Annotated in this window: 20 protein-coding genes; 4 read left to right on the forward strand and 16 right to left on the reverse strand. The window is 61.4% G+C overall.

The window, feature by feature from the left end; all coding sequences use genetic code 11:
- Positions 1-14: 14 nt before the first annotated feature.
- The 6 genes from ACILSI_RS03170 to ACILSI_RS03195 form a co-directional block, all read right to left on the reverse strand.
- Entirely contained in the window at positions 15-437 is a 423-nt protein-coding gene (locus ACILSI_RS03170) for a hypothetical protein (protein WP_395720390.1), read from the reverse strand.
- Entirely contained in the window at positions 434-1,684 is a 1,251-nt protein-coding gene (locus ACILSI_RS03175; RefSeq protein WP_395720391.1) for a protein kinase domain-containing protein, read from the reverse strand. The genes ACILSI_RS03170 and ACILSI_RS03175 overlap by 4 nt, the downstream gene beginning before the upstream one ends.
- A gap of 57 nt (positions 1,685-1,741) precedes the next feature.
- Positions 1,742-2,491, reverse strand: coding sequence for an RNA polymerase sigma factor (locus ACILSI_RS03180; protein ID WP_395720392.1), 750 nt, complete (start codon positions 2,489-2,491; stop codon positions 1,742-1,744).
- A gap of 87 nt (positions 2,492-2,578) precedes the next feature.
- Positions 2,579-2,782, reverse strand: a complete 204-nt coding sequence (locus ACILSI_RS03185; RefSeq protein WP_395720393.1) for a hypothetical protein — start codon at positions 2,780-2,782, stop codon at positions 2,579-2,581.
- Positions 2,779-3,867: a formylglycine-generating enzyme family protein gene (locus ACILSI_RS03190; protein ID WP_395720394.1), complete on the reverse strand. Its 1,089-nt coding sequence runs from the start codon at positions 3,865-3,867 to the stop codon at positions 2,779-2,781. Before ACILSI_RS03190 ends, ACILSI_RS03185 begins: the two co-directional genes overlap by 4 nt.
- A gap of 31 nt (positions 3,868-3,898) precedes the next feature.
- Positions 3,899-4,660, reverse strand: a complete 762-nt coding sequence (locus ACILSI_RS03195) for a ThuA domain-containing protein (RefSeq protein ID WP_395720395.1) — start codon at positions 4,658-4,660, stop codon at positions 3,899-3,901.
- A gap of 104 nt (positions 4,661-4,764) precedes the next feature.
- Between ACILSI_RS03195 and ACILSI_RS03200 the strand changes: the two genes are divergently transcribed.
- Positions 4,765-5,496, forward strand: a complete 732-nt coding sequence (locus tag ACILSI_RS03200) for a DUF1080 domain-containing protein (protein WP_395720396.1) — start codon at positions 4,765-4,767, stop codon at positions 5,494-5,496.
- The gene (locus ACILSI_RS03205; protein WP_395720397.1) at positions 5,493-6,689 is read left to right on the forward strand and encodes a serine hydrolase domain-containing protein; all 1,197 of its coding nucleotides are present in this window, start codon (positions 5,493-5,495) and stop codon (positions 6,687-6,689) included. The genes ACILSI_RS03200 and ACILSI_RS03205 overlap by 4 nt, the downstream gene beginning before the upstream one ends.
- A gap of 9 nt (positions 6,690-6,698) precedes the next feature.
- Here ACILSI_RS03205 and ACILSI_RS03210 read toward each other — a convergent pair whose 3' ends face one another.
- From ACILSI_RS03210 to ACILSI_RS03250, 9 genes are all read right to left on the reverse strand, one after another.
- Positions 6,699-7,484 (reverse strand): hypothetical protein, encoded by a 786-nt coding sequence (locus ACILSI_RS03210; protein WP_395720398.1) that lies wholly within the window; start codon positions 7,482-7,484, stop codon positions 6,699-6,701.
- 6 nt (positions 7,485-7,490) lie between these two features.
- Complete coding sequence (locus ACILSI_RS03215; RefSeq protein WP_395720399.1) at positions 7,491-8,795, reverse strand: YeiH family protein; 1,305 nt, start codon at positions 8,793-8,795, stop codon at positions 7,491-7,493.
- 119 nt (positions 8,796-8,914) lie between these two features.
- A complete protein-coding gene (locus ACILSI_RS03220; RefSeq protein ID WP_395720400.1) occupies positions 8,915-10,273 on the reverse strand; it encodes a right-handed parallel beta-helix repeat-containing protein in 1,359 nt (452 codons plus the stop codon).
- A gap of 23 nt (positions 10,274-10,296) precedes the next feature.
- Positions 10,297-12,276: a CocE/NonD family hydrolase gene (locus ACILSI_RS03225; protein ID WP_395720401.1), complete on the reverse strand. Its 1,980-nt coding sequence runs from the start codon at positions 12,274-12,276 to the stop codon at positions 10,297-10,299.
- Positions 12,277-12,398: 122 nt separating this feature from the next.
- Positions 12,399-13,787 (reverse strand): hypothetical protein, encoded by a 1,389-nt coding sequence (locus ACILSI_RS03230; protein ID WP_395720402.1) that lies wholly within the window; start codon positions 13,785-13,787, stop codon positions 12,399-12,401.
- 38 nt (positions 13,788-13,825) lie between these two features.
- The gene (locus ACILSI_RS03235; RefSeq protein ID WP_395720403.1) at positions 13,826-16,567 is read right to left on the reverse strand and encodes a hypothetical protein; all 2,742 of its coding nucleotides are present in this window, start codon (positions 16,565-16,567) and stop codon (positions 13,826-13,828) included.
- A 495-nt stretch (positions 16,568-17,062) separates the two neighbouring features.
- Positions 17,063-18,430 (reverse strand): DUF1501 domain-containing protein, encoded by a 1,368-nt coding sequence (locus ACILSI_RS03240; protein ID WP_395720404.1) that lies wholly within the window; start codon positions 18,428-18,430, stop codon positions 17,063-17,065.
- Between the two features lie 60 nt (positions 18,431-18,490).
- Positions 18,491-19,717 carry an MFS transporter gene (locus tag ACILSI_RS03245; protein WP_395720405.1) on the reverse strand — a complete coding sequence of 409 codons (1,227 nt, stop codon included), beginning with the start codon at positions 19,715-19,717 and terminating at the stop codon, positions 18,491-18,493.
- Entirely contained in the window at positions 19,714-20,535 is an 822-nt protein-coding gene (locus ACILSI_RS03250; RefSeq protein ID WP_395720406.1) for an NAD(P)-dependent oxidoreductase, read from the reverse strand. The genes ACILSI_RS03245 and ACILSI_RS03250 overlap by 4 nt, the downstream gene beginning before the upstream one ends.
- Before the next feature lie 119 nt (positions 20,536-20,654).
- On the opposite strand from ACILSI_RS03250, the gene ACILSI_RS03255 reads away from it, so the two are divergent.
- On the forward strand, positions 20,655-21,968 hold the full coding sequence (locus tag ACILSI_RS03255; RefSeq protein ID WP_395720407.1) for a hypothetical protein: 1,314 nt from the start codon (positions 20,655-20,657) through the stop codon (positions 21,966-21,968).
- A 65-nt stretch (positions 21,969-22,033) separates the two neighbouring features.
- On the opposite strand, the gene ACILSI_RS03260 is transcribed toward ACILSI_RS03255, so the two are convergent.
- Positions 22,034-23,383, reverse strand: a complete 1,350-nt coding sequence (locus ACILSI_RS03260) for a Gfo/Idh/MocA family protein (RefSeq protein WP_395720408.1) — start codon at positions 23,381-23,383, stop codon at positions 22,034-22,036.
- Between the two features lie 157 nt (positions 23,384-23,540).
- Here ACILSI_RS03260 and ACILSI_RS03265 point away from each other — a divergent pair, with 157 nt between their 5' ends.
- Entirely contained in the window at positions 23,541-24,779 is a 1,239-nt protein-coding gene (locus ACILSI_RS03265) for a PQQ-binding-like beta-propeller repeat protein (protein WP_395720409.1), read from the forward strand.
- Positions 24,780-24,786 lie beyond the last annotated feature (7 nt).

The raw sequence follows: 24,786 nt of genomic DNA on the forward strand, positions 1-24,786 counted from the left end.
ATCCGCATGGCGGCTCAGACCTGCGAAGCATTACCGCCAACACGCAGCAGGAAACCGACAGCAATGCAACCGACCACTGCACTGCTCGTCCACCACCAGGGTAGCGGGCATTGCATGCCGAGCGAGATCCAAAGCAGGCCGGCGATGAGAAAGGCCCAGCTTAACAACCTCACGAGCGGCTGGTAGCGCGCCGGATCGCGGGCGAGGAACCACAGCACGAGGGCGAGGACCACGGAGGCGCAGGCGGCATCCGCCGTCATGAACACGGAGAGCGGATCGAGCCGCGGCTGGCCGTAACCCATGAACCAGGAGAACTTTTCCAAGGCCTGCGCGGGGAGCAAAATGCCGGGCAGGCCGGTGAAGAGCACGAGGGCGGCGGCACGCAGCACAAGGCTTTGACGCGCGGTGGATGCGGAGGCGGAGTCAGGGGTGTTCATGGGCGTTTGGGGTTGGAGAGTTTTTGGAAAAGCAGGACGATCAGCACCAGCAGGGCCAGCATCGACCAGGTGCCGTAGCGGCGGTAGGTGCCGGTGGCCTCCATGAGCAGATACACCGCCCACACGCCAAGGATGAGAGCCGCGAGGAATGGCACCGCCCATGGATGCGCGAAGTTCAGCGTCCAGCCGAGACCAGCGATACGCTCTGGCACGGCGATGCGAGGATCTTCACGGCAACAGTAGATGAACCAGAGATACCAGTTCGCCGGATCATCGGTGAAGCGTGAGAGATCGGTTTTGACCGGTTGATCGAGGCCCGCCGCAGCCTGTACCTGCGTGCGAAACTCCGCTGCGGTGGCAAAGCGCAGCTCAGGCGTCTTTTCGAGCGCCCGGAGCACGATCTCATCAATGCGCACATCCACCTGCACACGCTTCGAGGGCGGCTCGGCCTGCTCGCGCGGCCGTTCACCGGTGAGCATTTCATAAAGCACCACTCCGAGTGAGTAGATGTCCGCGCGGTGATCGGACCGGCCGTCCGCCTGCTCTGGCGCGGCATAGTCCGGCGTGCCAAACGGCAGCGAGGCCAGCGGATGATGGGATGGTCGTTGTTCTCCAGTATCGCCCTCAGGCGCGCTGTGCAGCATCTTGGCTATGCCGAAGTCCGCGATCTTCACCACGCCCGATTTGTCGAGCAGGAGGTTCTCCGGCTTGATGTCGCGATGCACGATGCCGCGACTGTGCGCGCATTGCAGGGCCTCACAAAGCGGCGGGATGATGCTGAGCGCCTCCTGCGGGGACAGTCGGCGCTCCTGGAGCACCTGGCGGAGATTCAGCCCGTCCACATACTCCATGAGCAGATAATAAAAACCGCCCGCCATGCCGAAGTCGTACACACCGACGATGTGCGGATGATTCAATGCGGCGAGCGCCTGCGCTTCTTTTTCAAAGCGGGCTGCGAAGAAGGGGTCCGCCGCACGCTCCGGGGCGAGCAGTTTCAGCGCGACGAGCCGGTTCAGCGATTTTTGTCTGGCTTTGTAAACCACACCCATGCCCCCGCGGCCCAGGCATTCGAGAATTTCCAGTTGAGGGAAGAAGGGAACGAGCGTCTCGGGGGCGAGCGGTGCTGGCGCATCCGCAGCCACCGGCATCGTGTCGGCAGCGAGGTTCAAGGCACCGAGGCGGCGGGCGCTCAAGCCGTCCACAAGAGTGTCGGCTGCGGCAGGGCTGGATGGCGGGGACTGGTTCATTCGTCTGAGGATGAATTAAGCGTCCGCTCTTCTTTGTGGCAAAAAAGGCAAAAAACTTCAGCCCGCTCCCAGCGCGGTGATCACCGCCCGCATTTCATCCTCGATGTCGGCATCTTTTTCCACGGTCGCGGCGACTTCCTCGCGGAAGATCTCGCGAAAGCGTTTGCGCAGGCGATGCACGACGCTGCGGGCGGAGACGGCGCTCATCTTCAGCACGGCGGCGAGCGCCTCGTAGTCCGTCTCGCCACGTTCGGCGACGAGGCAGGGCTTCAGATGCTCATATTCTTCCTCACGACCCGCCTCCACATACTCGCCGCGCAGGCGCTGCATGACCTTTTGCAGCAGAGCGAGCGCCCATTGGCGGTCAAACAACGCATCCGCATCGCCTGCCGTGCTCTCTGGCGCGGGAATCTCCGCCAGCTCCTGCGGGTCCAGTTCAAAGCGAACAGAGCCACCGCCGCGTTTCTGAGCGCGCAGATGATCCCATTCGTTCGCCAGGAAACGCTTCAAGGCCATCAGCAGGAAAGACCGGAAGCGCCCCCGTGCCGGGTCCGCAGCCGAGAGCCAGTTTTTCGCCAGCAGCCGGGAAAAGAACTCCTGCGTCAGATCCTGGGCATCGTGCGGTGAATGTCCGCGACCGCGCACATAGGCATAAAGCGGCGGCCAGTATTGCCGGCAGAGCGTTTCCAAAGAAGCCGCCGATTCGTCCGGTGTTTCAGCCTTCGCCTGCAAAACGAGTGACCATCGCGTGGTGTGAAACGCCGACCGGCGTGTCAAAGAGGGGTCTGGGGCGGGAGCATCGGCCATCACTCCCATCATAAGCATCGTCGGGCTGATGTGGCAGGAAATCGTGTGTTCTCCATTTTCGCGCTCCCCGCACAGACACGCGGTGCATCAAAATGACGAGAGAATCGCATACGAAGACGACCTCGGCGGGATCTGCACGCGCAGCTTGAACTTGCCCCAACTCGCCGCGCTGATCGTGGCAGTGCAGGAGTAACCTTCGAGCGACACCTTCACGCCGCCGAGATCGGGCGACTGGGCGTTCAGCGTGGTCGTGAGCCAACAGAAAGCCAGCCCGTGAAGCAAAGTTTTCATGGCATCGGGATGCGCCTGCCCAGACAGATGCGGAAGCCGTCGCGCGAGTCCGAGTAAGTCACGTTCTTGATTCCCAGCCGGACGGCGCAGCGTGCGTTGCCCGGCACATCGAAGTAGTTTCCGCCACGGCACACAGGGCGGGATACGGCACGTTGTTCCGCGTTCTCATAATGGATGTCTTCATGCCCGCCCTTCGGATCGAAGTGGTCGATGACAAACTCCCACACGCCGCCGCACATGTCGGCCAGACCGAAGCCGTTGCGACCCTTTTTACCGTAATGATCCACCGGTGAGACGAACGCGAATCCATCGCTCCACGGCACCTTGGCGAGTGGCCATGCCTTTGTGCGTCCCGGCAGGACATCCATGCTGGAGATGTTCAGCCTGCCTTCGCCGTTCTCGATCTCATTGCCCCACCAGAAGTAGCGGCTTTCCTTGCTGCCACCACGGCAGCCATACTCCCACTCCGCCTCCGTGGGCAGACGGTATTCCCATCCCTCAGCCAGCCGGCCCGCTTTGCGTTCGCGTTTGGTCAGCCATTGGCAAAAAGCTTTCATGTCGTTGTAGCTCACGCACACGACCGGATAGTCATCCTTGTTCGGGAATCCCCAGTTTGGATCGCGCCAGCTCTTGTCCTTCATGGACTTCCACGGATGCACCACCTGGGTGGTGATATGATATCCATCCCATTCAGGATCGAAGACCTGGGTTTCTCCACCGGGCTTTTCGGCATCGGTCACAAAGCCAGTCTCTTCCACAAACCGCCGAAACTGTCCCACGCTGACCTCGGTGCGCCCCATCCAAAAGCTGTTCTTCACACGCGTCAGTCGTGGCTTTTCGCCTTCGAAGGACTCACGCGAAGTTCCCGGCTGGGCCCCACCTTCAATGCCGGTGGCCCAGGCCTTTTCCTCCGGCGTGCTGCCCATCATGAACTCACCCGGCGGAATGAAAACGACCTCCAGCGGCATTCCGCCGAGATCGAGCGTTTTCACCGTGCCTTGGACTGGATCCTGAGCGTGTGACACCGCGAAGGATAAGACCAGCGCGGCGATGCATGCGGGGAGTTTTGCGTGGATTCGTTTCATCGCTGATTTGTGGTGTTGGATTCGGAGGAGATCACTTTGCGAGCGTCCACTTCACCGCGTTCATCAGCAGTGTGCGCACATCCGCGATCTGCATGTCCTCGGGAGCACCGAGGCTGGTGTAGAAGATGCGGGCTTCGTTCGGACCGTAAGTGCGCGTCCAGGCGACAGGCATAGGAGGACTGGTGTCCGTCTTGGCGGTGCCGATGAGGATGGGTGTGGTGTCAGCGGCGAGCGGCAGGACTTTGTAAAGCGACTGATGGCCGAGGATGGCGGCCGCATTCACACCTTCGAGCAGCGGTGTTTTGACACCAGCGGGCACACTGACGGTGTAGGGCAGGCCTTTGGTCTCGTAGCCGGTGTTCGGTGCGCCGAGTACTTCATCAGTGAACTCGGGCCACGGCGCGAGGCTGGGATCAACGACCTCGTTGGGCTTTGGAATAAAGGCGTGGTTCGCAGTGCGGATGCCGAGAAGCGGCTTCCCTGCATCGAGATGGGCGCGGATGGCGGCCATTTGATCGTTTGGCGGAAAACGGCGGCGTGAGAAAAGCACCAGGAGGTCTGCATCCTTCAACGCCTCGACGAGTCCGGCGAAGTGATGCGGCTGCGGCTTGTCACCGTCGATGATCGTGACGTGATGACCAAGCGGGCGGAGCTGCTTTTCCGCGAAGTCACGCATGGTGCGTGGCGCTTCGTAGTTGTTCGGGTCCTCGACGACCATGATGACGATGTTCGAGGCCGGAGCGAGCGAGGTGAGAATGACAAACAAGGCGATGACACTGAGGAGACGTTTCATGGTGTGCGTCGATTACGGGCCTGTAAGCGCCATTCTTTGGCAGAGTCGGCTCATGCGAGTGAAAGGACACAGCGTGCTGCTGCGACTCTGCGACACGACTTCTGATGAAAAAACACCTCCCACTGTTCCTGCTACTGATGTTTGTCTGTGGTGGTCTTGCTGCTGAACCGATCAGCGACAAGCCTGATGCCACCGGCTTCACCTCGCTCTTTGATGGCGTGACGTGGACGGACTGGGATCATCCGCCGCATCTCGATGGCGTGTGGGAGATCGCGGATGGCGTCATCCGGCTACGCACGGATGAACCGAAGCGGGTGAGCGGGAAGGACTACAACCTTTCCACCGCGAAAAAATACAAGGACTTCACGCTGATGATCGACTGGCGGCTCACGGGAAAGCCGGTCGTGAAGCCGCATCAGTGGCTCACCGACGACGGGCAGTTCCACCATGATGGCGACGGCAAGGTGATCATGAAGGACAACCTCACGTGGGGCGACAGCGGCATCTACCTGCGCGGTGCCCGTGTGGCGCAGGTGAACATCTGGTGCCAGCCCTGCGGCAGCGGCGAGGTGGGCACGAAGTTCAAAGACCTCTCCGCCACCCAAGACGAACGCCGGAAGACCATGCCGAGCGTTCGTGCCGACAAAGGCCCCGGCGAGTGGAACCGCTTCATCATCACGCTGCGCGGTGATCGCGTGGATGTGACCCTCAACGGCACGCCGGTCATCCAAGGTGCCCGCGTGAAAGACATCCCCGCGGAAGGACCGCTCACACTCCAGAATCACAAGGACGCCGTGGAGTTTCGCAACGTGTTCATCAAGGAGCTAAAGCCATGAAGCGCATCTTCCACGCGATCCTGCTGATGACGTGCTTCCACATGGCTCACGGCGAAGCATTTCATCGCGACAAACTGACAGCGCTCGACGAGGCAGTGCAGCAGGCGATTGCCGATGGCAAGATCATCGGCGCTACGCTGTGGGTGGAACGTGAGGGCGAATCGTATCACAAGGCCTTCGGCCAGCGGGCGCTGAAGCCCCAGCCTGAGGCGATGACGGAAGACACGCTCTTTGATGTGGCGTCGGTCACGAAGGTGGTGGCGGCTGCCAGCGCGGCGATGTGGTGCGTGGAGCGCGGTCTGGTGAAACTCGACGAACCTGCCTCGAAATATCTGCCCGAGTTCACGGGCGATGGTCGCGAGAAGATCACCGTGCGCCATCTGCTGCTGCACACGTCGGGAATGCCGGTGAATCTCGATCCGAAGACGCAGCCGTTTCGCAACCACAAGGAGGCGATCGCTCAGTTGTGCCGCACGCGTCCGATGTTTGAGCCTGGAAGCGCATTTTCCTACAGCAGCGTCGGCAGCATGGTGCTCGGTGCCGTGATCGAGCGCGTGACAGGTCGGCGTTTCGACGACTTCTGCACTCACGAGCTATTCGAGCCACTGGGCATGAAGGACACCGTTTTTCGAACGGGCGGCGAGTTGCTGCGTCGTGTCGCTCCCTCGAGTGCGCCGGAGCGCGGGCTGGTGGATGACACCGTGGCGCGGCTCGCGGGCGGCGTCGAAGCGCACGCATCGCTTTTCACCACCACGGCGGACATCACGCGTTTTGCCCGCATGATGCTGAATCTCGGCGAACTCGATGGCGTGCGCGTCTTCAAGCCTGAAACAATCAAGCTCATGACCAGCGTGCAGAGTCCGCCGGACCTTCGCAGCCCGGCGGCGAAGAACCTGCCCGTGCAGCGCGGCCTCGGCTGGGACATCAACACGCCTTACCGCACGCCGCCGCACGATTACACGCTGCCTCGCGGTGCGCTGTTCCCCGTCGGCGGCTACGGCCACACCGGCTGGACCGGGCAGATGCTGTGGATCGACCCGTTCTCGCGCACCTTCGTGATCTTCCTCTGCAATCGCTACGGCCCCGATGGCAAAGACACGCGTCCCGACGTGTATCAGCTACACCATCGCCTTTCCACACTCGCCGCCGAGGCAGTGAAGGGATACGATTTCAAATCCGCGCACTCAAAGTGACCCGCACGATCACTTCTCGATCACGAGTCCGGCTTTCGGATCCGGTTTCGCGATGAAAACCTTCGCCGAGTGGCCCTCTCCTTTCACGGGGATGTTTTGCGCGATGAGAAAACGGCCACCGCTGATCGGCGCGATGCCGACCGATGCATTGAACTCCCATTTGCCGATGAAACGCAGCTTTTCATCGGCACGCAGCAACACGGTGGGTTTGCCGTAGCAGCCGAACCACCATGCGCCGTCAGCATACGCGGCGGTTTGGATGCCCATGAGCGTGTAGCCGCTCACGATCACGTGGCGTCTCACGAACTTGAAGCTCTCGTCATACTCATAGGCGTAGTTTTCGTTCACACCCGGCGGCAAACCGCCCACGAGGACGAATTTGCCGTCGTGCCACGCCATGCCGCCCGCACCATGGACCAGCTCGGGCACACGATGCTTCGCGAGTTCGGCAAGCGTGTCGCCATCATAGACATAGACCCACGAATCCGCCTCGCCGGCGGGCCGGTTGAACTTCGCGAGGTTCGTGGCGACATAGACGCGTCCGCCGTGAAAGCACAAATCGCCGTGATGATTCGCCACCGGCACTTTTTGGAGCACATGGCCGTCCGTGTCGGTTTTGACGAGAAAATCGGTCCAGCACCAATAAATAGCGTCTTTATCGTTGGTGCAGATGCCCTGGAGATGACGCGGATAAGTGCCTTCGCAGGCGGTGGCGTGAAACACAGGTTCTGCTGCGAGAGAACATGCCGTGAGCAAGAGCCAAACTGCGACGAGGCTATATGCGAATCGTGTCATGGACTGTCACTTCCCAAAGAGCCACAGCGCCAAAATCAGGGTCCACGCGATGTTGAAGACCTGGCCACCGAGGAAAGCGATGGCGGGGCGTCCGCCGCCGAGCCGGAAGAGTTCGCCGAGACGTGTCTCCAAGCCGATGCAGACAAAGGCGGCGGCAAACCAAATTTCACGCAGACCTTTGAGCGGCTTGCTGGCAGCTTCAGCGACGGCTGGTGATACGAAGTAAGAAAAGACGATGGAGGCGATGACGAAGCCGATGACGAACTTCGGGAAGCGCTGCCAAATGACGGCAGCCGATGGTTTCTCACGCTTCGCGGTGCCGTCTTTGCCACCACGCATGGTCCACCAAATGGAAAGCACGAAGGCCGCCACGCCGATGAGCACGTTTTGGGAGAGCTTCACGATCACGCCGACCTTCGTCGCCTCTTTGCCCACCTGCTCAGTCGCCGCTGCCACGGAGCCGCTGGTGTCCAGCGTGCCGCCGATCCATGCGCCGCCGACAGCTTCAGAAAGACCGAGTTTTTGCACGGCGACCGGCATGAGGATCATCATCGGCACCGCACAGAGCAGCACGATGGAGGTGACGTAGGAAAGCTTTTTCCGATCCCCCTGAATGGCACCGCAGGCGGCGATGGCTGCGGAGACACCACAGATCGAAACCGCCGTCGAGAGCATGACGCCGAACTCGTCATCCACCTTGAGTTTCCTCGCGATGAAGAAGCAGGCATACCAGACCACGGGGATCACCAGAGCACCTTGAATAAGGCCGGGGAATCCAGCTTTCATCATCTCTGGCAGCAAGATGGTGGCGCCGAGGAGAACGATGCCAACCTTGATGAAAAACTCCGTGCGCACCGCCTCGCGCAGCCACTCAGGCACTGGCAACAAGTGGCTCCAGATCATGCCCAGCCCTAGGGCGAAGACGACATACTCGATGCCCCAGACCTTGATGCCCGCGTTGCCCGCGATCCAGTGGGACAGCCAGCCGAGGATGAAAACCACCACAGCGCCACCGAGAAAGGCGAAGATGCGTTTTCCCAAAGAGGCGGCGAGAGCCAGTGTCGAAATTACGAGAAACACGACTAGCAGCACGCCACTGAGGGCGAGGTTGTCAGCAGTAAAGGCTTTGGCGACTTCAGCCGAGCCAGACCACCCCATCGAAGGCATCTTCGGGCTCCAGCCATTCGCTACAGCGATCAAAACCGGCAGCGCCGCGAGCACGGCAAGCCAGTCTTCATTCTGCCACCAGCGTGCGGTGGAGGGACCTGGAGAAGGATAGGCGGAGTCGGAGGCGGCAGCGTTGGCGGACATGATGATTGGAAGAATAGGTGCGAGTCAGGAAAGCGACTGGCATCAAACGAGCACGGTGACGATTGTTTTGCGTTTCATCGCCGCTGCGCCTATGCGATTTTCATCGTGAGAATCGCGGGTCAGTCCGCACCATGCGCGAGTTTGTTGTTGGCGAGGGTGTTGTCCTTGCCGCCTTCGATGCGGATGGAGGGTGCTGGTGCGCGATCAGGGCGGCGGTCGGCGATGAGGCAGCCGGTGACGAGGCTGTTCGTCACGTTCTTGAGCATCAGGCCGGCTCCATCGCTGTCTAGGATGGTGCAGCCAGAGAGGTTGAAGGTGTCGCCGTTCTCGATCTGCACAGCGGCGGGATGGCTGCGAATGCCGTCGATGTGCAGGCCGGTCAGCGTGATGTCGCGGCAGTCGTGGAAGACGAGGCCGCCTTTCGCCGCCTCAGCCTTGCCACGATAGTAGGGAGGGTTGCGGTCGAAGGTATTGCTGCCGACGGCGATGTTGCTGCAATGGGTGACGAGCAAATCGTGCTCGTAGCCACCGCCGAAGGTGTTGCCGGTGATCACCGCGCCGCGCACATACTGGAGGTCGATGTTCACCTCCACGTCGCTCAGCACGTTGTCGGAGATGCTCAGGTGGCCCCATTGCGTGGTGTCGTCGTCACCACGCGGCTTGCCTTTGCCAATGAAGCGCACGTTCGCCGCGCCGGGCGAGGGATTGTGCTGGATGGTGCAGCCGGTGATGCTGACTTCTGCCGTGGAGCCGTCGGTGCAGTCGATGAGCACGTTCGCCGTCGGTGGAGCCTCCGGCGTCATGTTGCTTTCGATGTCGCAGGTGCCGATGTGCAGGTTGCGCACGCCGCCGCCGCGCGTGACCACACCACCACCGGCGTTGTAGCTGATGTGGCTGCCGATGATGTTCGACTGGTGGAGATCGACGTTGTCGTAAAACACGCCGATGCCGGTGTTGTGATACAAATGGCAGTCGCTGATGATCACATTGCGATTCCGCACCGTGAGGTGGATGCCATGCCGCGCCTCATGCACCGCCACACGCGTGATCGTGAGCTGCATCGTCGCTGTCGCTTCAATGCCATCCGCCTCGGGATGTGCGCCGACGATTTCGATGCCGTCCACCATCGGCGTGCGCTGCCGCTGAAAGATCTCCGGCTTCAGGCTCTTCGGGTCCGCCGTGCCTCCGTGCGTGCCGATGAATTTGAAAGCTGGTCCCGCGCCCTCCATCACGAAACGCGCCACGCCATCGCCATTGAGCGAGACGAAGCCTGTTTTGTCGAGATCGACGACGATGGTTTTCGTCAGTCGGTAGGCGCCGCGCCCAAACCGCACGGCTCCGCCAGCATCCACGGCTTTTTGCACGGTCACCGTGTCATCCACTTTGTCATCACCGATGGCTTGTGGCGCAGTGGTTTGCGCCTCAAGGCCGAAGGAAGCCGCGAGGAATAGAAGAGTGAGAATGGAAAAACGTTTCATGGATGGAGGAGTGAATGGCTGGCTTACTTGGCGATGGGCTTCCACTCGTGCGCACTGCGGATCACGCGAATGCGATCACCAGCTCCGAGCTTTTCATAGACTTGCTTCGTCCATTCATAAGCCGGAGGCATCTTGCCGATGAAGGTGATCGGGCGTGGGTAGAGCAGCGCGAGGTTTTGCGGGAGATCGCCGACGCGCAGGATGCCGAGGAACTCGGCGGTCTCGGGCTTGGTGTGGGTTTCGGGAGGAGCGTCGAGGATGAGTTCGCTGATCTTTGGATCAAGAACCGCGGCGTAGATGGCGAGTGCGGCAGTTTCGCCCTGACCGAACAACACCGTGGAACTGGTGGCGGATTCCTGGCGCATGAGCGCGGCTCCGGCGAGCAGATCATGAACCTGACGCTCGGGCAAAGTATGACCGAGCAGCGGATACATGCGCCGCAAGGTCCACAGGTAGCCAGGGCCAACGGAGGTCGCACCGGTGTTGCGCACTTCCACACCGGCGCTGGCGAACTCGGGCGCGAGGCCCGGTTTGGAGGCACCGCCGCCGGTGAAGGTGCTGCGAGCGTCTGGCTGCACAGCGAACAGAACGACGGGGCCGGTGTTCTGCGGCGCGTGCTGAGTTTTCACGGCGAGGGTGAGGCCGTCGGTGGTGTCAAAGACACGCGTGCTGTAGAAGGTGCCGTCCTTGGTGCCGCCGTCGGCCAGCTTGTCGCGCAGGCGTGGCGTGGGATCGGCGGGAATGTTGCGGAAGGTGGTCTGGCGCAGCTTGACGAGCGCGTCTTTTTGATGCGACTGCCACTGCGTTTCACTGTCGGGCATCGAGACATCCGCAGCCTTCACCAGCCGAGCGTCCATCTGCATCATCGTGTCGTCCTTCGGCAGCTTGCCAACGAAGACGAGCAGGTTTTCCTCTGGCTCGACGAAGTCGGTCACATCATCCTGCACGGGTGTGGGATCGCCTTTCAGATGCGTGTTGAAGAAGGTGAAGATGGCCTGTCGCAGCTTCGGCGTGTAGCCGTGCGGCGCGAGATCTTCGGTCAGCTCAAACTTCGTCGGCTCGCCGAGTGCAGTGTATTGATGGCGGATGCGATGCGCGACATCGCGATAGCCCGCAGGCCGCCACAGCACGTCCTCGCTGCCGGAGGCAATCAAAAAGGCACGCGGAGCAATGAGCGCCCCGACGTCCGACCAGCACCAGCGGTGGTAATTGACCCAGAAAGCGCAGTCGCAGTGACCGTCCGTCGCGCGATCCACCGCCATGCGCTCGATGCTGCCGCTCTGGCAGACAGGCACGACCACTTTCACGCGCTCATCCGCCGCGCCGAGGAACCACGACATCGCCCCGCCGCCGCTGAGGCCGGTGACGCCCATCTTGTCGCCGTCCACATCGTCGCGGCCTTGCAGGTAATCGAGCGCGCGCATCGCGTTCCACACCTCGGTCCCCGCGGGTGTGTAGCCACGGCTCGGCCAATCCCAGCGCCCTTCGCGATAGGTGCCGTGATGCAGGCCCTGGCACTCGCCGAGCTGCACCGGATCAAGCACGAGCGCCACATAACCATGCTGGGCAAACCAGCGCGGATTCGCCTGATAAGGCGCGTTCACTTTCCCCTTCGAGTGGCCGCAGAGATAGAGCACCGCAGGCAGCTTGCCGGTGATCTTCGACGGGCGGTAAAGATTCCCTGCCACATGCGCGCCTGGCAGGCTTTGGAAATGAATCTTCTCCACCACATAATCACCACGCTCCAGCACGCCGGTCACCGTGGCCTGAAGTGGCGTTCGCTTTGGCAGCGGCGAAAGGCCGAGCATCTCCAACCACTTCTCACGTCGTTCAGCGAGAGTGGCCTTCCACGTTTCCGGTGACAGCGGCTGCGCGAGAGAAGCGCCGGAGACTTCCCGCGCCTCCTGGCTCACACTGCTGTAAAGCGAGAGGCCCTGGGCGACAATGACAGACGGAAATGCGATGCCGAGGGCGGCGAGTAAAAGACAGCGGCACGATTTCATGGCAGACCACTACGGTGCCAGCCGCCGTGTTTTCGTTTCAGCCTCCGGTTTCAAATGTGCATCCAGAAAGCCTTAGATCAGTTCACGCGACTCATGAAGCACCGAGCCGGAGGTGATGAACGTCATTTGAGCTTCGCAAACAACTCCTCCAGCCCCGCGATGATCTTCGTGGAGGCATCGACTTCGAGGCAACTGGAGCGGGCACGCCAAGTTTCATAGCCGCCTAGCGCATGGTGTTCGGGCGTGGGCAGGTAGCCGTGGTAGGCGTTGGCCAAAGAGACACTGAAAGTCGGCGAATGGCGCTTTTTGAGTTCCAGTCCGATTTCGACGAAGACCTCGGCGGGAATGGCCGAGACGTGCAGATCACCGATCTTCATGATTTGCAGCGGTGCGGACACTTTCGCGGGAAAATCGGCCAGCAGCGCGGTTTCACGCGCATAGACCTGCTCCATCGTTTCCATGCGAGGAAAGAGCTTGGAGCCCTTCATCACTTCGTGGGCCTTTTCGACCTCGTCCTTGCTCGGAATGCGCAAACCGAGCTCGAGTTCCTTCTGCGCGACGGCGAGCGGCACAGATTCTTCGTGCTTCACGCTCTTCACCGCCTCCGCCACAGCCTGTGCAACATCGTTCGCGACGATTTGGATACGGCCATACGGCGCTTCTTTGGCCTGACCGCCGCGAAAGTCGATGTTGTTGATGTCGCCGCTGGTGCCGTTCGACATGATGCCGACGAACTCCGGGCCTCCGCCGAGCAACTGACCGATCTTCACCGCGAACGCGCCAAAGTAATCCGCCGAGATGTGGCTCGGACCGACACCACCGACGTAATGCAGCGAGTAATTCGCCAGCAGGGCGATGGGTCTGCCGTCCACGCCTTGCACGCTGATGAAACTCACCTCAGGATCGGTGGGGCCGGCGGGTTCGACGAGGTTTGGGTTGTTGATGCCGGGATTGGTCTTCACCTGATCGGTGGTGACCCCGAGCGGCGTGGGCGGAATGGTGCCAGGCTTCATCTTCCAGCGACGATTGAAGACCTGCTGCGGCACCGAGGCGCTGCCGTGGCCGATTTTCGCGGGAGCGAGGTTGTTCAAGGCGCGCCGCACACCATCCGCGATGCGCCGAGCCACGAAGCGCTGATAAATCGGGTTCGGTTCGCTCTGGCCCACGGCTTGCAGTGTCCCGCACGAGTGTGAATGCGTGGCAGACATCATCATGTTCTCCATCGGCAGGCCGGTGGCTTCATTGACCATCTTCTTGGCTTCATCGAAGATGCCGCGCCCGATCACACAACTGTCCGCGACAACGAACACGAGCTTCGTTTGGCCATCATCGAGCGCGAGACAGCGGGCGTTGAGTTCATCATGAATGAAGGCCGCCTTGCCGTCTTGAAAGCCGCCGTTGATCGAACTGCCGAGTTCCGGCGTGATGTTGCTGGTGGCGGCTCCGGCGCGGAATTCGGCGGCGTGGAGGGTGGCGGCAAAGAATGCCAGAAGGGAGAATAGATACTTCATTCCCTTTGATACGGCATCCAACGGGCAACCTTCGCGAATCAGGGTGAGGTTGTGACACGAAGCCGGATGAAACGCCGTGTGGTGGTATTCATCGGCACGCTGTCTCGCACGCTGAAGGTGGTGCCGTTGTCGATGAGCGTCACGGTTTGCTCGGGGTGCCAGGTGAGGAGGTCATCGCTCGATTCGGCGCTCCAGGTGATGCCGGAGGCGCTGGCGTTTTTGGCGATGCTGAGGCTGAGATAGCCGTTGGTGGTCGTGGTGACCCATGGCGTGGACGACGTTTGAGTCGGCAGCGTGCCGAGGGCGTATTCGAGGAGGTTGCTGAGGCCGTCGCCATCGGGATCGGCGTCATCAGCGGCATTCGAAGTGCCAGCGACGGTGCCGAAGTGTTGATAGCGCCACGCTTGGCGTGCGGGCGGTGTCCATTCCAGCACGGTCATCGAGTAAGGCGGCAGCGAGAGCGGCTGAGCGGGATCAAAGCTGGTGAGCGTTTGCGAGGTCGGAGCGACAACTTCGGCGGTTTCGTTGTTGTCGGTGATGTTGGCGGAGGTGAGGCGACGGAGTGTGAGTGAGCCCGCGGGAGCGTTTGGGCCGGTGAAGCGCACATCGAGCGCATTGGTGCGATGGAGATTGAAGACGACGAGGCCGCGCTGCGTGCCGTTTTGAAAGGCGAAGCTCTGCAAATGGTGGGCTGAGGTGAAGCTCACGCGGTTCATGAGCGGTTGGTTCCAGGTGGGATCATCGCCGCTGTGCTGTGTGGCGACGAGATCGCCTGCGAGCACGTCGTTGAGCATCTGCATGGCGTGGTAGTGCGGGCGTTTGCGGTTGGTTTTGCCCATGTCGAGCACGGAGCCCCAGAGCCGTGCGGTACGGCCATCGCCGATCGAGTAGCTGTGACCGGCGAGCGAGAAAAAGACCTGCTCGCGGCTGTTCAGCTCCTTCAGCATGACGAGCATGTGATCCGCCACAGCGATGGCCGCGCCGACGGATGGCGTGAAGCTATCGAGCGCACCCTGGCTGATGGCGCCGGTGGTGGTGTGGAGGTTCACTTCATAGACGCTGAGCGGCACGGGACGGCTGGAGCCTTGTAGAAAGTCGTGCGTGTAGCGCATCAAACCGCTCGTGGCGGAGGGATTGAAGCTCCACCACTCGGGCTCGGCAAAGAGCGGACCGAAGAGGTCCTCGTTCGTGGCGAAATTATCCACGCGGTAGGCCATGTATGGGGCCAGCGTGAAGACGTCATGCTGCGGCGAGGCATTGTGCAGCGCGGAGTTCAGCCCGGCGTTGCCGTTTTGGCCGCCGAGGATGCACTGGACCTGTGCGGCGTTGTAATGTGGCGAGGCTTTGATGGCGCTGAAGACCTCGCTGGCACAATGGCCGCAGGGCACGGGCTGCGTGATGGCGGCGCCTCGATAGGCGCTGTTGTTCCAGTTCTCATTGCCGAACTCGAGGTGGATGCGGCTGAACACCGTCGTCCATGGCACGGGATGACCACGCGTGGCTCGCAAAGCACCCATCGGTGTGCCGGTGGAGCCGCCGAGGTATTCCATGAGGTCTGCGGCCTCCTGCGGCGAAAATGGCACGGGCACGGAATACCATGGATTTGATCCGAGATGCTCGCAGAGCACGAGATACTCATGCAGGCCGGGCATCATGTTGTTTTCGCTCGTCGCATAGACGGAGTAGCCGGTGCGCTTGCGGCCAAACAGCGGCGAGAGCGCGTTCGCGAGCGAGTCGCCGACCTGCTGCCAGTTCACATAGCGCAGGATGCCGGGGCGCAGGCCTTCGAGCGTGCTTACCACATCGTCGCGAAACTCGGTGGGATTCGTCGCGCTGCTGTCGGTCTGCCGCAGGCTCACATCGTCGATGAGGACGGCGCTTTGATTCGTGGCGGAAAGGCCCACGCTGATCGTGCCGGAGGTGCTGACGTCCTCGCCCACGGAAAACGGCAGCGAGTAGTCTGCCCACTCGCTCGTGAGCTGCACGGTCTGGCTCAGGTAAGATGTGAGCGAGCCGCGACGCACGGTGATGAAGGCGCGGTTTGCACCGCCGACGCCCTTCGCTTTGAAGGCGAGTCGGAACTGGCCATTCAGCCGGATGAAGCCGGTCAGCGTGTCGAATTGACCTGTCACACCAGCTTGTTGACCACTCGTTGCGGCATCGAGTCGGGCGCATTGCTGCCCTGCGGTGCCGGGAGGCAGATCGGCGGTCTCGCTCGTCACCGTGCCGCCACCACCAGCGCTCACGGACCAACTCGCAAAGGCAGCGCCTCCGCCGGTGCCGCCCACTTCGGTTTTGCGCAGGATCATGTAGTCACCCTCGAGCGGCACATGCGCGGCATCACTGTCGGCAAAAAAATACGTCGTTCCCTGTGCGCTGCCGCTCGGGTCATTCGGCGGATTCGCACGATTCGGCGCAAGCGAGTTCGTGACCGTGCCGCTGCGGCCCTTCGTGTTGCCGGACGACCAGATGATCTCATACGAAGCACCCGCCCAGAAGCCGCTGGGCCATTGCGTGAAGGCCTCATCTTCGATGGCGCTGCCTGCGGTGCCGCCCTGGCCGAGGCGCACGACGGATTGATAAAGCAGCCCCTCGAAGCCCGGATTGCGAAAGAGCAGTTCCTTCATCATCTGGTTCGAGTCGTAGTAGTTGTGCTGCGCCAGGCCGATGCCGAAACGCTGAACGCCGGGGCGCAGCACGGTGCTGTCCACGTTGATGACCGTGTCAGCACGCGACAGCGCCGCGAGCATGAGAAGGGTGGTGAAGGCGAGTGTTTTCATGGCGCGGTCAGTGGAGTTTTGAGCCTTAGTCCTTCTTGCGGGTCAGGATCATGAGGTAGGGGCCGGAAGAGCGGGTTTTGAACTCAGTGGGCCTTGGCATGCCGCCATTGGCTCTGCAGAGACTGAGCGTCGAAAAGAGCGCTGCGCACAGAAGTCGCAGCCCGGCAGGAAGAAGATTTGTTTTCATCACGCAGCGAGACTCGCTCCAGGTGCATGAAACGAAGATGAAAGGCAGATGAAAAGGCTTTCATCTTCTCGGTAGTAACGCCTTTCTCGGCTGTGGCGAATCGAACACAAACTGGAAAAGCCTATGCTACGGGAGCCTAATGGTGAACGTCGTCCTACGACCGACCACGCTCGAAACAGCCACCGAGCCGCCGCGCGCCTTCATCAGCGCCTCGACGATCAGCAGGCACAAGAAATGAATCTAGAAACATGAATTCAATCCGGCAAAGAAGCGAATGCTGCCGAGTGGATTCGCTGCCTGCCCAAGAATCAAATCAGCTCGCGGATCGGCAACGCGCCGTTTTCGACGAGGTAATGCGGGCGGCCTTTGGTGTCGGTGACAGTGGTGGTGGCCACGTCGATGCCGAGATTGCGATACAGTGTGGCAAAGACTTCTGCGAACGTGACGGGGCGGCTGTCGGCTTCACCACCGAGACGATCTGTGGAGCCGATGACCTGCCCCATTGGCATGCCACCGCCGGCGAGCAGCGCCATGGCCACGCGCGGCCAGTGATCGCGGCCGACTTGCTTGCTGATGATGGGCGTGCGGCCGAATTCACCCCATACGAGGACGGTGACGTCTTTGTCGAGGCCACGCTGATGCAGATCCTCGACGAGCGCGGTGATCCCTTTGTCGAAGATGGGGAAATCTTCGCGCTCACGCGAAAAGATGTCGTTGTTCGGTCCGCCGTGCCAGTCCCACTTGCTGTAGTTGACCGTGACAACACGCGCACCGGCCTCGACGAGCCGGCGTGCCGTGAGAAAGCTCTGCGGCACACGCGGGGCACCGTTTTCATCAATGCGCTTCACTGTATCGCCGGTACCGTAGCGCTCGACGAGGCGCGGGTCTTCTTTGGAAAGGTCGAGCGCGTCGGCGAGCTTCGACGAGGTAAGCACGCCCATGGCTTGCTGCGTGAAGGTGTCCATCGCGTCCATCTTTCCGCTCGCATCGACATCGCGGCGGAAGTTGTCGAAGCTCGTGAGCAGCTTCGCTCGATCGGAGAGCCGGTCGTAGGTGATGCCTTGAAGTGTGAGGTCGCCGCGGCTGGGTCCCGTGTGACGGAAAGCATCGCTGGCGGAGCCGAGCAGGCCGGGGCCGGGTTCATTGTAAGGACCGTGCGTGCAGTCGTAGCACATGCTCACGAAAGGCGGCACCGCAGGATCAAAAGCGCCCTTCAGCTTGCCGACCACGCTGCCGAACTGCGGCCAGCCGCCGGGCGGGACGGTGCCCACGCGATTTGGGAAGCCAGTGTAGCACTGGATCGCGTCGTGCCCGGCCTGCGCGCCGACAAGCGAGCGAATGATGGTGAACTTGTCCATCATCTTCGCCATGCGCGGGAAGAGTTCGCAGATTTGAATGCCATCCACATTCGTGCCGATGGGCTTGTGCGGTCCGGCGATCTCGCGCGGCGCATTGGGCTTCAAATCAAACATGTCCTGATGCGGCGGGCCACCGACGAGATAGATCAGGATGACCGACTTGTGCGAGTTGCGGATGCCGGCCTGGTTTTCCAGTGCCAGCAGCTTCGGCAACGACAGGCCGAGGGAGCCGAGACCGCCAACTTTGATGAAGTTGCGACGCGACACTCCATCACAGAAGGCGCTGCGTTTTTCGGCGGGAGCGAGAATCTTGAGCATGGCAGGTGCGGCGTTGGACGCCGGACAAGTATGGAACTCGCGCCTGTTTTCTTTCGGCTGCTATGACAGGTCCTCCGCCTTTGTGACGGGTGCCCACCAGATGACGATGAGGCCGAGGGCGTAAATGGAGGCGCAAATCGTCCCGACGCGTGGATAATCACCGCCGAGCGCGGTGAAGAGAAAACCAGCGGCGAGAACGCCAAAGGCCGTGGCAAAGCGGCCCGAATTATAAGCGAGACCGCTGCCGGTGGCTCGAACACGCGTGGGAAACAGTTCCGGCAGATACAAGGCGAGCCAGCCGAAGAACAACGTGGCGACGAAACCTTGTGCGAACACGATGGGATGGAAGAAGGGCTGCAACGGCGCAGTGAGCTGAAACATCGCGAAGGTGATCGTGACGGTGGCGAGGCTGATGAGGCCGTAACTGAGGCGACGACCGACCCAACTCGCGAGCTGAGCACCGGCGAAACTGCCGAGTGTGGCTCCCAGCGCCCACCAGCCCTGCGTGGCGGCTTTGTAGCCGACGTTCGTGGCTCCGGCGGCTTTGTCGGCCCACGGGATCATCCACTTGCTGGCCGACCACGCGCCGATCATCGGAATGGAGCTGAGAAGGATGCCGATGATCGTGAAACGAATCAGCTGTGGCTGAAACAGCTCGCGCAATGGGGCGACTTTTTGTTTCACACCACGATTCGCGAGCCATTTGGGCGATTCGGGCAGCGCGATGAGCACAAAGATGCCGAGCAGCGCCGGAGCGCCCGCAAACTGAAACAACCAGCGCCACGAATCCGGCGTGATGGGCCATGCGCGGGCGAGTTGGGAGAGCAACAGGATGCCTGCGTTGAGTCCGGCCATCATCGCGCCAGAGACGAGCGGGCGTGACGCGCCAGACCAGCATTCGGAGACAAGCGCGATGCCATTCGGCCACAAACCGCCGACACCCAGGCCCACGAGGAAACGCAGCGCGAGCATCTGCCATTGGTCTTGCGCATACGCGCCGAGCGCGGCGAAGATGGAGTAGAACAAGATGCACACGCCCATCGCCCGCGTGCGACCAATGCGATCTCCAAGGCTGCCAAGCGCGATGCCGCCGATGGCCGCGCCAAGCATCAGGGCGGCGGTGAAGCGCGCAAACCACTCGCCACCGAGTTCCGGAGTGAAGGCAGCCCCGAGCAGGCTTTTCGACACCGAGAGCGATGCGACGGGCATGAGGCCGAGTTCCACACCGTCAAAGACGAGCGCGAGGAAACAGGTGATGAGGACGAGGTAGCGTTGCGAAGCGTTCATGGCTCCAAAATGGCTTTGATGACAGCGCTGTTGTCCGCGTCGCCAAACCCTAGCATCTCGGCTTTTTCGAGCAGTTGGCGGTGTGTTTCGCTCAGCGGCAGCGGAATCGAGCTGGCGGCCAGCATGAGGCGCACGTCTTTGAGATGCTGCGAGAGCTTCGCCTGCGGTGTGAAGTCCTGCATGATCATCTTTTCGCCCTTGGTGTCCATAATGCGCGAGTAGGCCATGCTGCGGCGCATGACATCGAGCGTTTGAAGCAATTCGAGATCAAGCTGTTGCGCAAAGGCCAATCCTTCGGCCAATGCGGCACGATTCAAACCCAGCACAAGATTCGTGACGAGCTTCATCTTCGCGCCACTGCCGCAGGGGCCGACGTGGACGGCTTCGCGGGCAAATTTCGCGAAGAGTTCACGACATTGCTCAAACACCGCCGCTTCGCCGCCGACCATGACGAGCACGTCGCGCTGTAAAAGCTGCGCACTGCTGCCTGAAACGGTCGCATCAAGGTAATGCACGCCTCGGGCGGCCAGTTCGGCTCCGAGCGCGGCCATTTCAGCCGGATCGCCTGTGCTGGTGTCGATGATGATCTGACCAGCATGCAGTTTGGCCTCCCGCAGCACGCGGCTGGCGACGTCAGAGTTCGGCAGGCAGAGGAAGATGACATCGCAATGCTCAAACACGTCGTCCGCACTCGTCACACCTGCACAGCGTCTCGGATCGACATCCCAGCCACGCTCCGCGCCGGTCATCCGCATCAGGGCGGAGCCCATGAGGCCCATGCCGATGATGCCGATGGATTGATTTGGCTGGATGCTCATGGTCTGGGTGGTGGGATCCCATTTAACGCCTCATGCCTCACGGTGTATCATGAGGAGGAAAGGTTTGAAATGTTCGGGGGATTGCAAAGCATCCACGCATCACCTCGTTTCGTCTGCCCATGCGTTCTCTTGTCTTCCTTGCCCTGGCTGTCTCGCTCTATGCCCAACAGCCGCCTTATGATGTCTTTCCTTCGGCAGACCCGCCTTACTACCGCGTGCGCTATGAGGCCTCCACCAAGCCCGGCGAGCTGATTTTTCCGGTGAACTACACGATCTGGATTCCGCCGAGCGTAAAGGCCGTGCGTGGCGTGATCGTGCATCAGCACGGTTGCGGCGAGGGCTCGTGCAAATCGGGCCTGACAGGTGCGTTTGACCTGCACTGGCAGGCGCTGGCGAAGAAGCATGAGTGCGCGCTGCTCTCGCCATCCTATGAGCAGCCGGAGAAGGCGGACTGCCAGATGTGGTGCGATCCGCGCAATGGATCGAGCGCCGCGTTTCAGAAGTGCCTCGTCGATCTCGGCGCGAAGAGCGGCCATCCTGAGCTGTCGAAGGTGCCGTGGGCGCTGTGGGGCCACAGCGGGGGCGGCCACTGGGCCGGAGGCATGGTGCTGATGCATCCTGGGCGCGTGGCCGCCGCGTGGCTGCGCAGCGGTGTGCCGCTGCTCACGCCGGATGAGAAACGTACGACGATCAAGGCGCACACGATTCCAGACGCCGCGCTGAAGGTGCCGGTGATGTGCAATCCGGGCACGAAGGAGGGGGTGACGGTCAAGGAAGGCCGCTTCGCCGGGGTGTGGCCTGCCAATGAGGCGTTCTTCACCGCGATGCGTGCGAAAGGCGCGCCCATCGGTGTCGCAGTCGATCCGCTGACAGCGCACGAGTGCGGCAATTCACGCTACATGGCCATCTCGTGGCTGGACGCGTGTCTCAGCGTGCGTTTGGCCAAGAACAGCGGCGATCCGATGAACGCGATGCCTGAGGAGGGCGCGTGGCTGGCTCCGTTGCTCGGTGCCGAGGCGTCTCCTGCGGCCAAATTTGCCGGTGAGGCGAGCAAGGCCGTCTGGCTGCCGAACGAGGCCATCGCAAAGGCCTGGATGCATTTCGTCAAAGACACCGCCATTCCTGACAGCACGCCGCCTCCCGCGCCGACGAATGTGCGTGTGAACGGCAGCGAACTCGCCTGGGACGCCGAGGCTGATCTGGAGAGCGGCATCGCCAGCTTCATCATCGAGCGCGATGGTCAGGAAGTCGGCAGCGTGCCCGAGCAGCCGAAGAATCCCTTTGGCCGTCCGATTTTCCAAGGCCTGCAATACAGCGACACGCCGACAAATCCTCTGGTGAAGATGACCTTTACCGACACGAAGGCCGAAGCGGGCAAGAAGCACGCGTATCGCGTGATCGCGGTGAACACCGTGGGATTGAAGTCGAAGTGACGACGTAAAAAAACCGCCGCCAGGGACGCGGGTCCGTGGCGGCGGTGAGGAACGTGGGCTCAGGATCAGCCGTCGATGTTCCAGCCGTCGCGGTATTCCTTCTTCATGAAGGCGTTCGCCTCGGGTGTGTCGGGGCTGGTGCCGGTCTTGCCGTCGTAGCTGATCTTTTTGCCGGTGCGGTAAGCAACGAGCCCAAGAAGCATCATTTCGATCATGTTGGAGCTGTAGCCGAAGTCGCAGGCGGTCTTCTTGCTCGGGTCTTTGCAGGCGTCGAACCACTGCTTCTGGAAGTTGCCTTTGCCGACATCGGCGAACTGGTCCTCCTTTTTGCGTGGCTTGTAGTAGCTGAGGTCCGCGTCGTCACCGAAGGGAATGATCATGCGGGAGTCGAAGTCGGCGATGATGAAGCCTTTCGTGCCCTTGAACATCGCGCCATGGCCGATCTTCGTGAGGTCGATGGAGGGCTTCGGCGAGCGCGGCATCGCGCCGCCTTGATACCAACTGATGGTGATCGGCCCGCGCCAGTCGTTGGCGGGATGTTCGAAGTGCGATTCGCAGTTCACCGGCGTCACATCGGAGTTGAAGGCCTCTCCTTTGGCCTCGGCGGAGGTTGGGAGCTTGGCATCCACGGCGTTCCAGAGCAGGTCCATGGTGTGGCTGCCCATGTCGCCGATTTGTCCGGCACCGAAGTCCCAGAACATGTTCCAGGAGAGGCAGTTCGCACCGGCTCCACCGGAGAAGTAGGCCGGATTGTAGGGATGGAAGGGCGCAGGGCCGAGCCACAGATCGTAATGGAAGCCTTTCGGCGGCGTGCCTTCCTCGGGGAAGTAGCCGGGCTTTGGAATCTGGCGATTGCCCCACGCGTAGGCGGCTTTCAGCTCGCCGATGGCTCCATCGCGGATGAGTTCCTTCACGCGGTTGAAGTTCGGCTGCTCATGACGCTGCATGCCGACCTGCGTGGCGAGTTTGCCCTTCTTCGACTCCCACGTTGCGCGGACGGTGCGCGCCTCGTTCACCGTGATGGCCAGCGGCTTCTCGCAGTAGCAATGCAGGTCACGTTTCAGCGCCCAGTTGGCGATGAAGGCGTGCGTGTGGTCCGGCGTGCAGACGACGACGGCGTCGAGATCTTTGTGATCGAGGCACTTGCGCCAGTCGATGTAAGTGGTGGCGCCGGGGAAGCGCTTCAGCGCGTCTGGGAAGCGCGCCTCATTGATGTCACACAACGCGACGACGTTTTCTTCAGCGATGGAGTTGTAGTGAGCGAGACCGCGGCCCCACACGCCGATGAGGGCGACGTTGAGCTTGTTGCTGGGCGCGTTCTGGCCAAAGAGCGGGCGGGTGATCATGCTGCCGGCGACGAGGCCGGCGGCACCGACGAATCGGCGACGTGATAGAGGAGCAGGTTGGGTGTTCATGGTGGGCCTTATAATCGGCGCGACCGGCGGCGCTCCTTCAGCCCAAATCCAAAACTCTGCGCTGAAACAAGCGTCCGGTGATGCCTGGTCCATAACGCTTGAGTAATTATGCGCTGTGCTTGCAACCTGCTCCCGACAGCGGCGTTCTCATCGCGCCATGAAACTGCACGCCCTGCTGATCCTTCTCACATTCCACGCCTTCGCCGCCGACTGGCCGCAGTTTCGTGGCCCCACTGCCGATGGCGTCACCACCGACACTAATCTGCCGCTGACATGGAGTGAGAAGGAAAATCTCGTCTGGCGCACCGAACTGCCCGGCCCCGGCTCATCCAGCCCCATCGTTAGCGGTGACAAAGTCTTCCTCACCAGCTACAGCGGCTACGGCATCGACATCAAAGAGCCGGGCGACATGGCAAAGCTCAAGCGGCATGCTCTTTGCCTCGACAAGAAGACCGGCAAGATCCTTTGGGACAAAGAGATCACGACCGACCTGCCGAACAAGCCCTACACTGGCACTTACATCACCACGCACGGCTACGCGTCGAGTTCAGCGGTCACGGATGGCAAAGGTGTTTACTTCTTCATGGCAAATGCAGGCATCCATGCCTTCACCGTGGATGGAAAGCCTGTCTGGAACGTCAGTGTCGGCGAAAAAGCGCACGACTGGGGTGTCGGTTCATCGCCCATCTTGTATGGCGATCTGCTCATCGTGAATGCCGCGCTGGAGAGCAACCAACTCCTCGCCCTCGACCGCAAGACCGGCAAAACCGTGTGGAGCGCCACCGGCTTCCCCGCGTCCTGGAACACGCCCACCATTGTAAAGGTCGATGGACATGACGAACTCGTCGTCAACTCCAGCGGCAAGCTGCGTGCGTTTGATCCACTCAGCGGAAAAGAGCTGTGGAGCTGCGACAGCATCAAGGCCGCCGAGCTTTGCCCAAGCATCGTGGCGCATGAGGGCGTCATCTTCGTCATCGGTCATCCTGGCGGCCAGAGCCAGGCGGTGAAAGGTGGCAAGGTGCTCTGGCAGGCGCAGAAGGGCAGCAATGTCGGCTCGCCCGTTTACAAGGACGGCCATCTCTACTTCATCAACGACTCACGCGGTGTCGCCACCTGCCTTGATGCGAAAACGGGCGCTGTCGTTTATGAACAACCGCTCGCCTCCCGCCAGAAGCGCGACCGCTGGTATTCCACGCCGCTGCTTGCTGGTGACAAAATGTACTGCGTGGGCCGTGAGACTGGCACTTATGTGATTGCAGCGAAGCCGCAATTCGAATTGCTCGCCACCAATGTCATCTCCAACGACGACAGCATCAGCAACGCCAGCCCAGCCGTGTCCGACGGCCAGATTTTCCTGCGCTCAAACAAATACGCCTACTGCTTTGGCAAGAAGTGACCCTTGA

This window comes from Prosthecobacter sp. (assembly GCF_044232965.1).
In the GTDB taxonomy this organism is placed as follows: Bacteria; Verrucomicrobiota; Verrucomicrobiia; order Verrucomicrobiales; family Verrucomicrobiaceae; genus Prosthecobacter.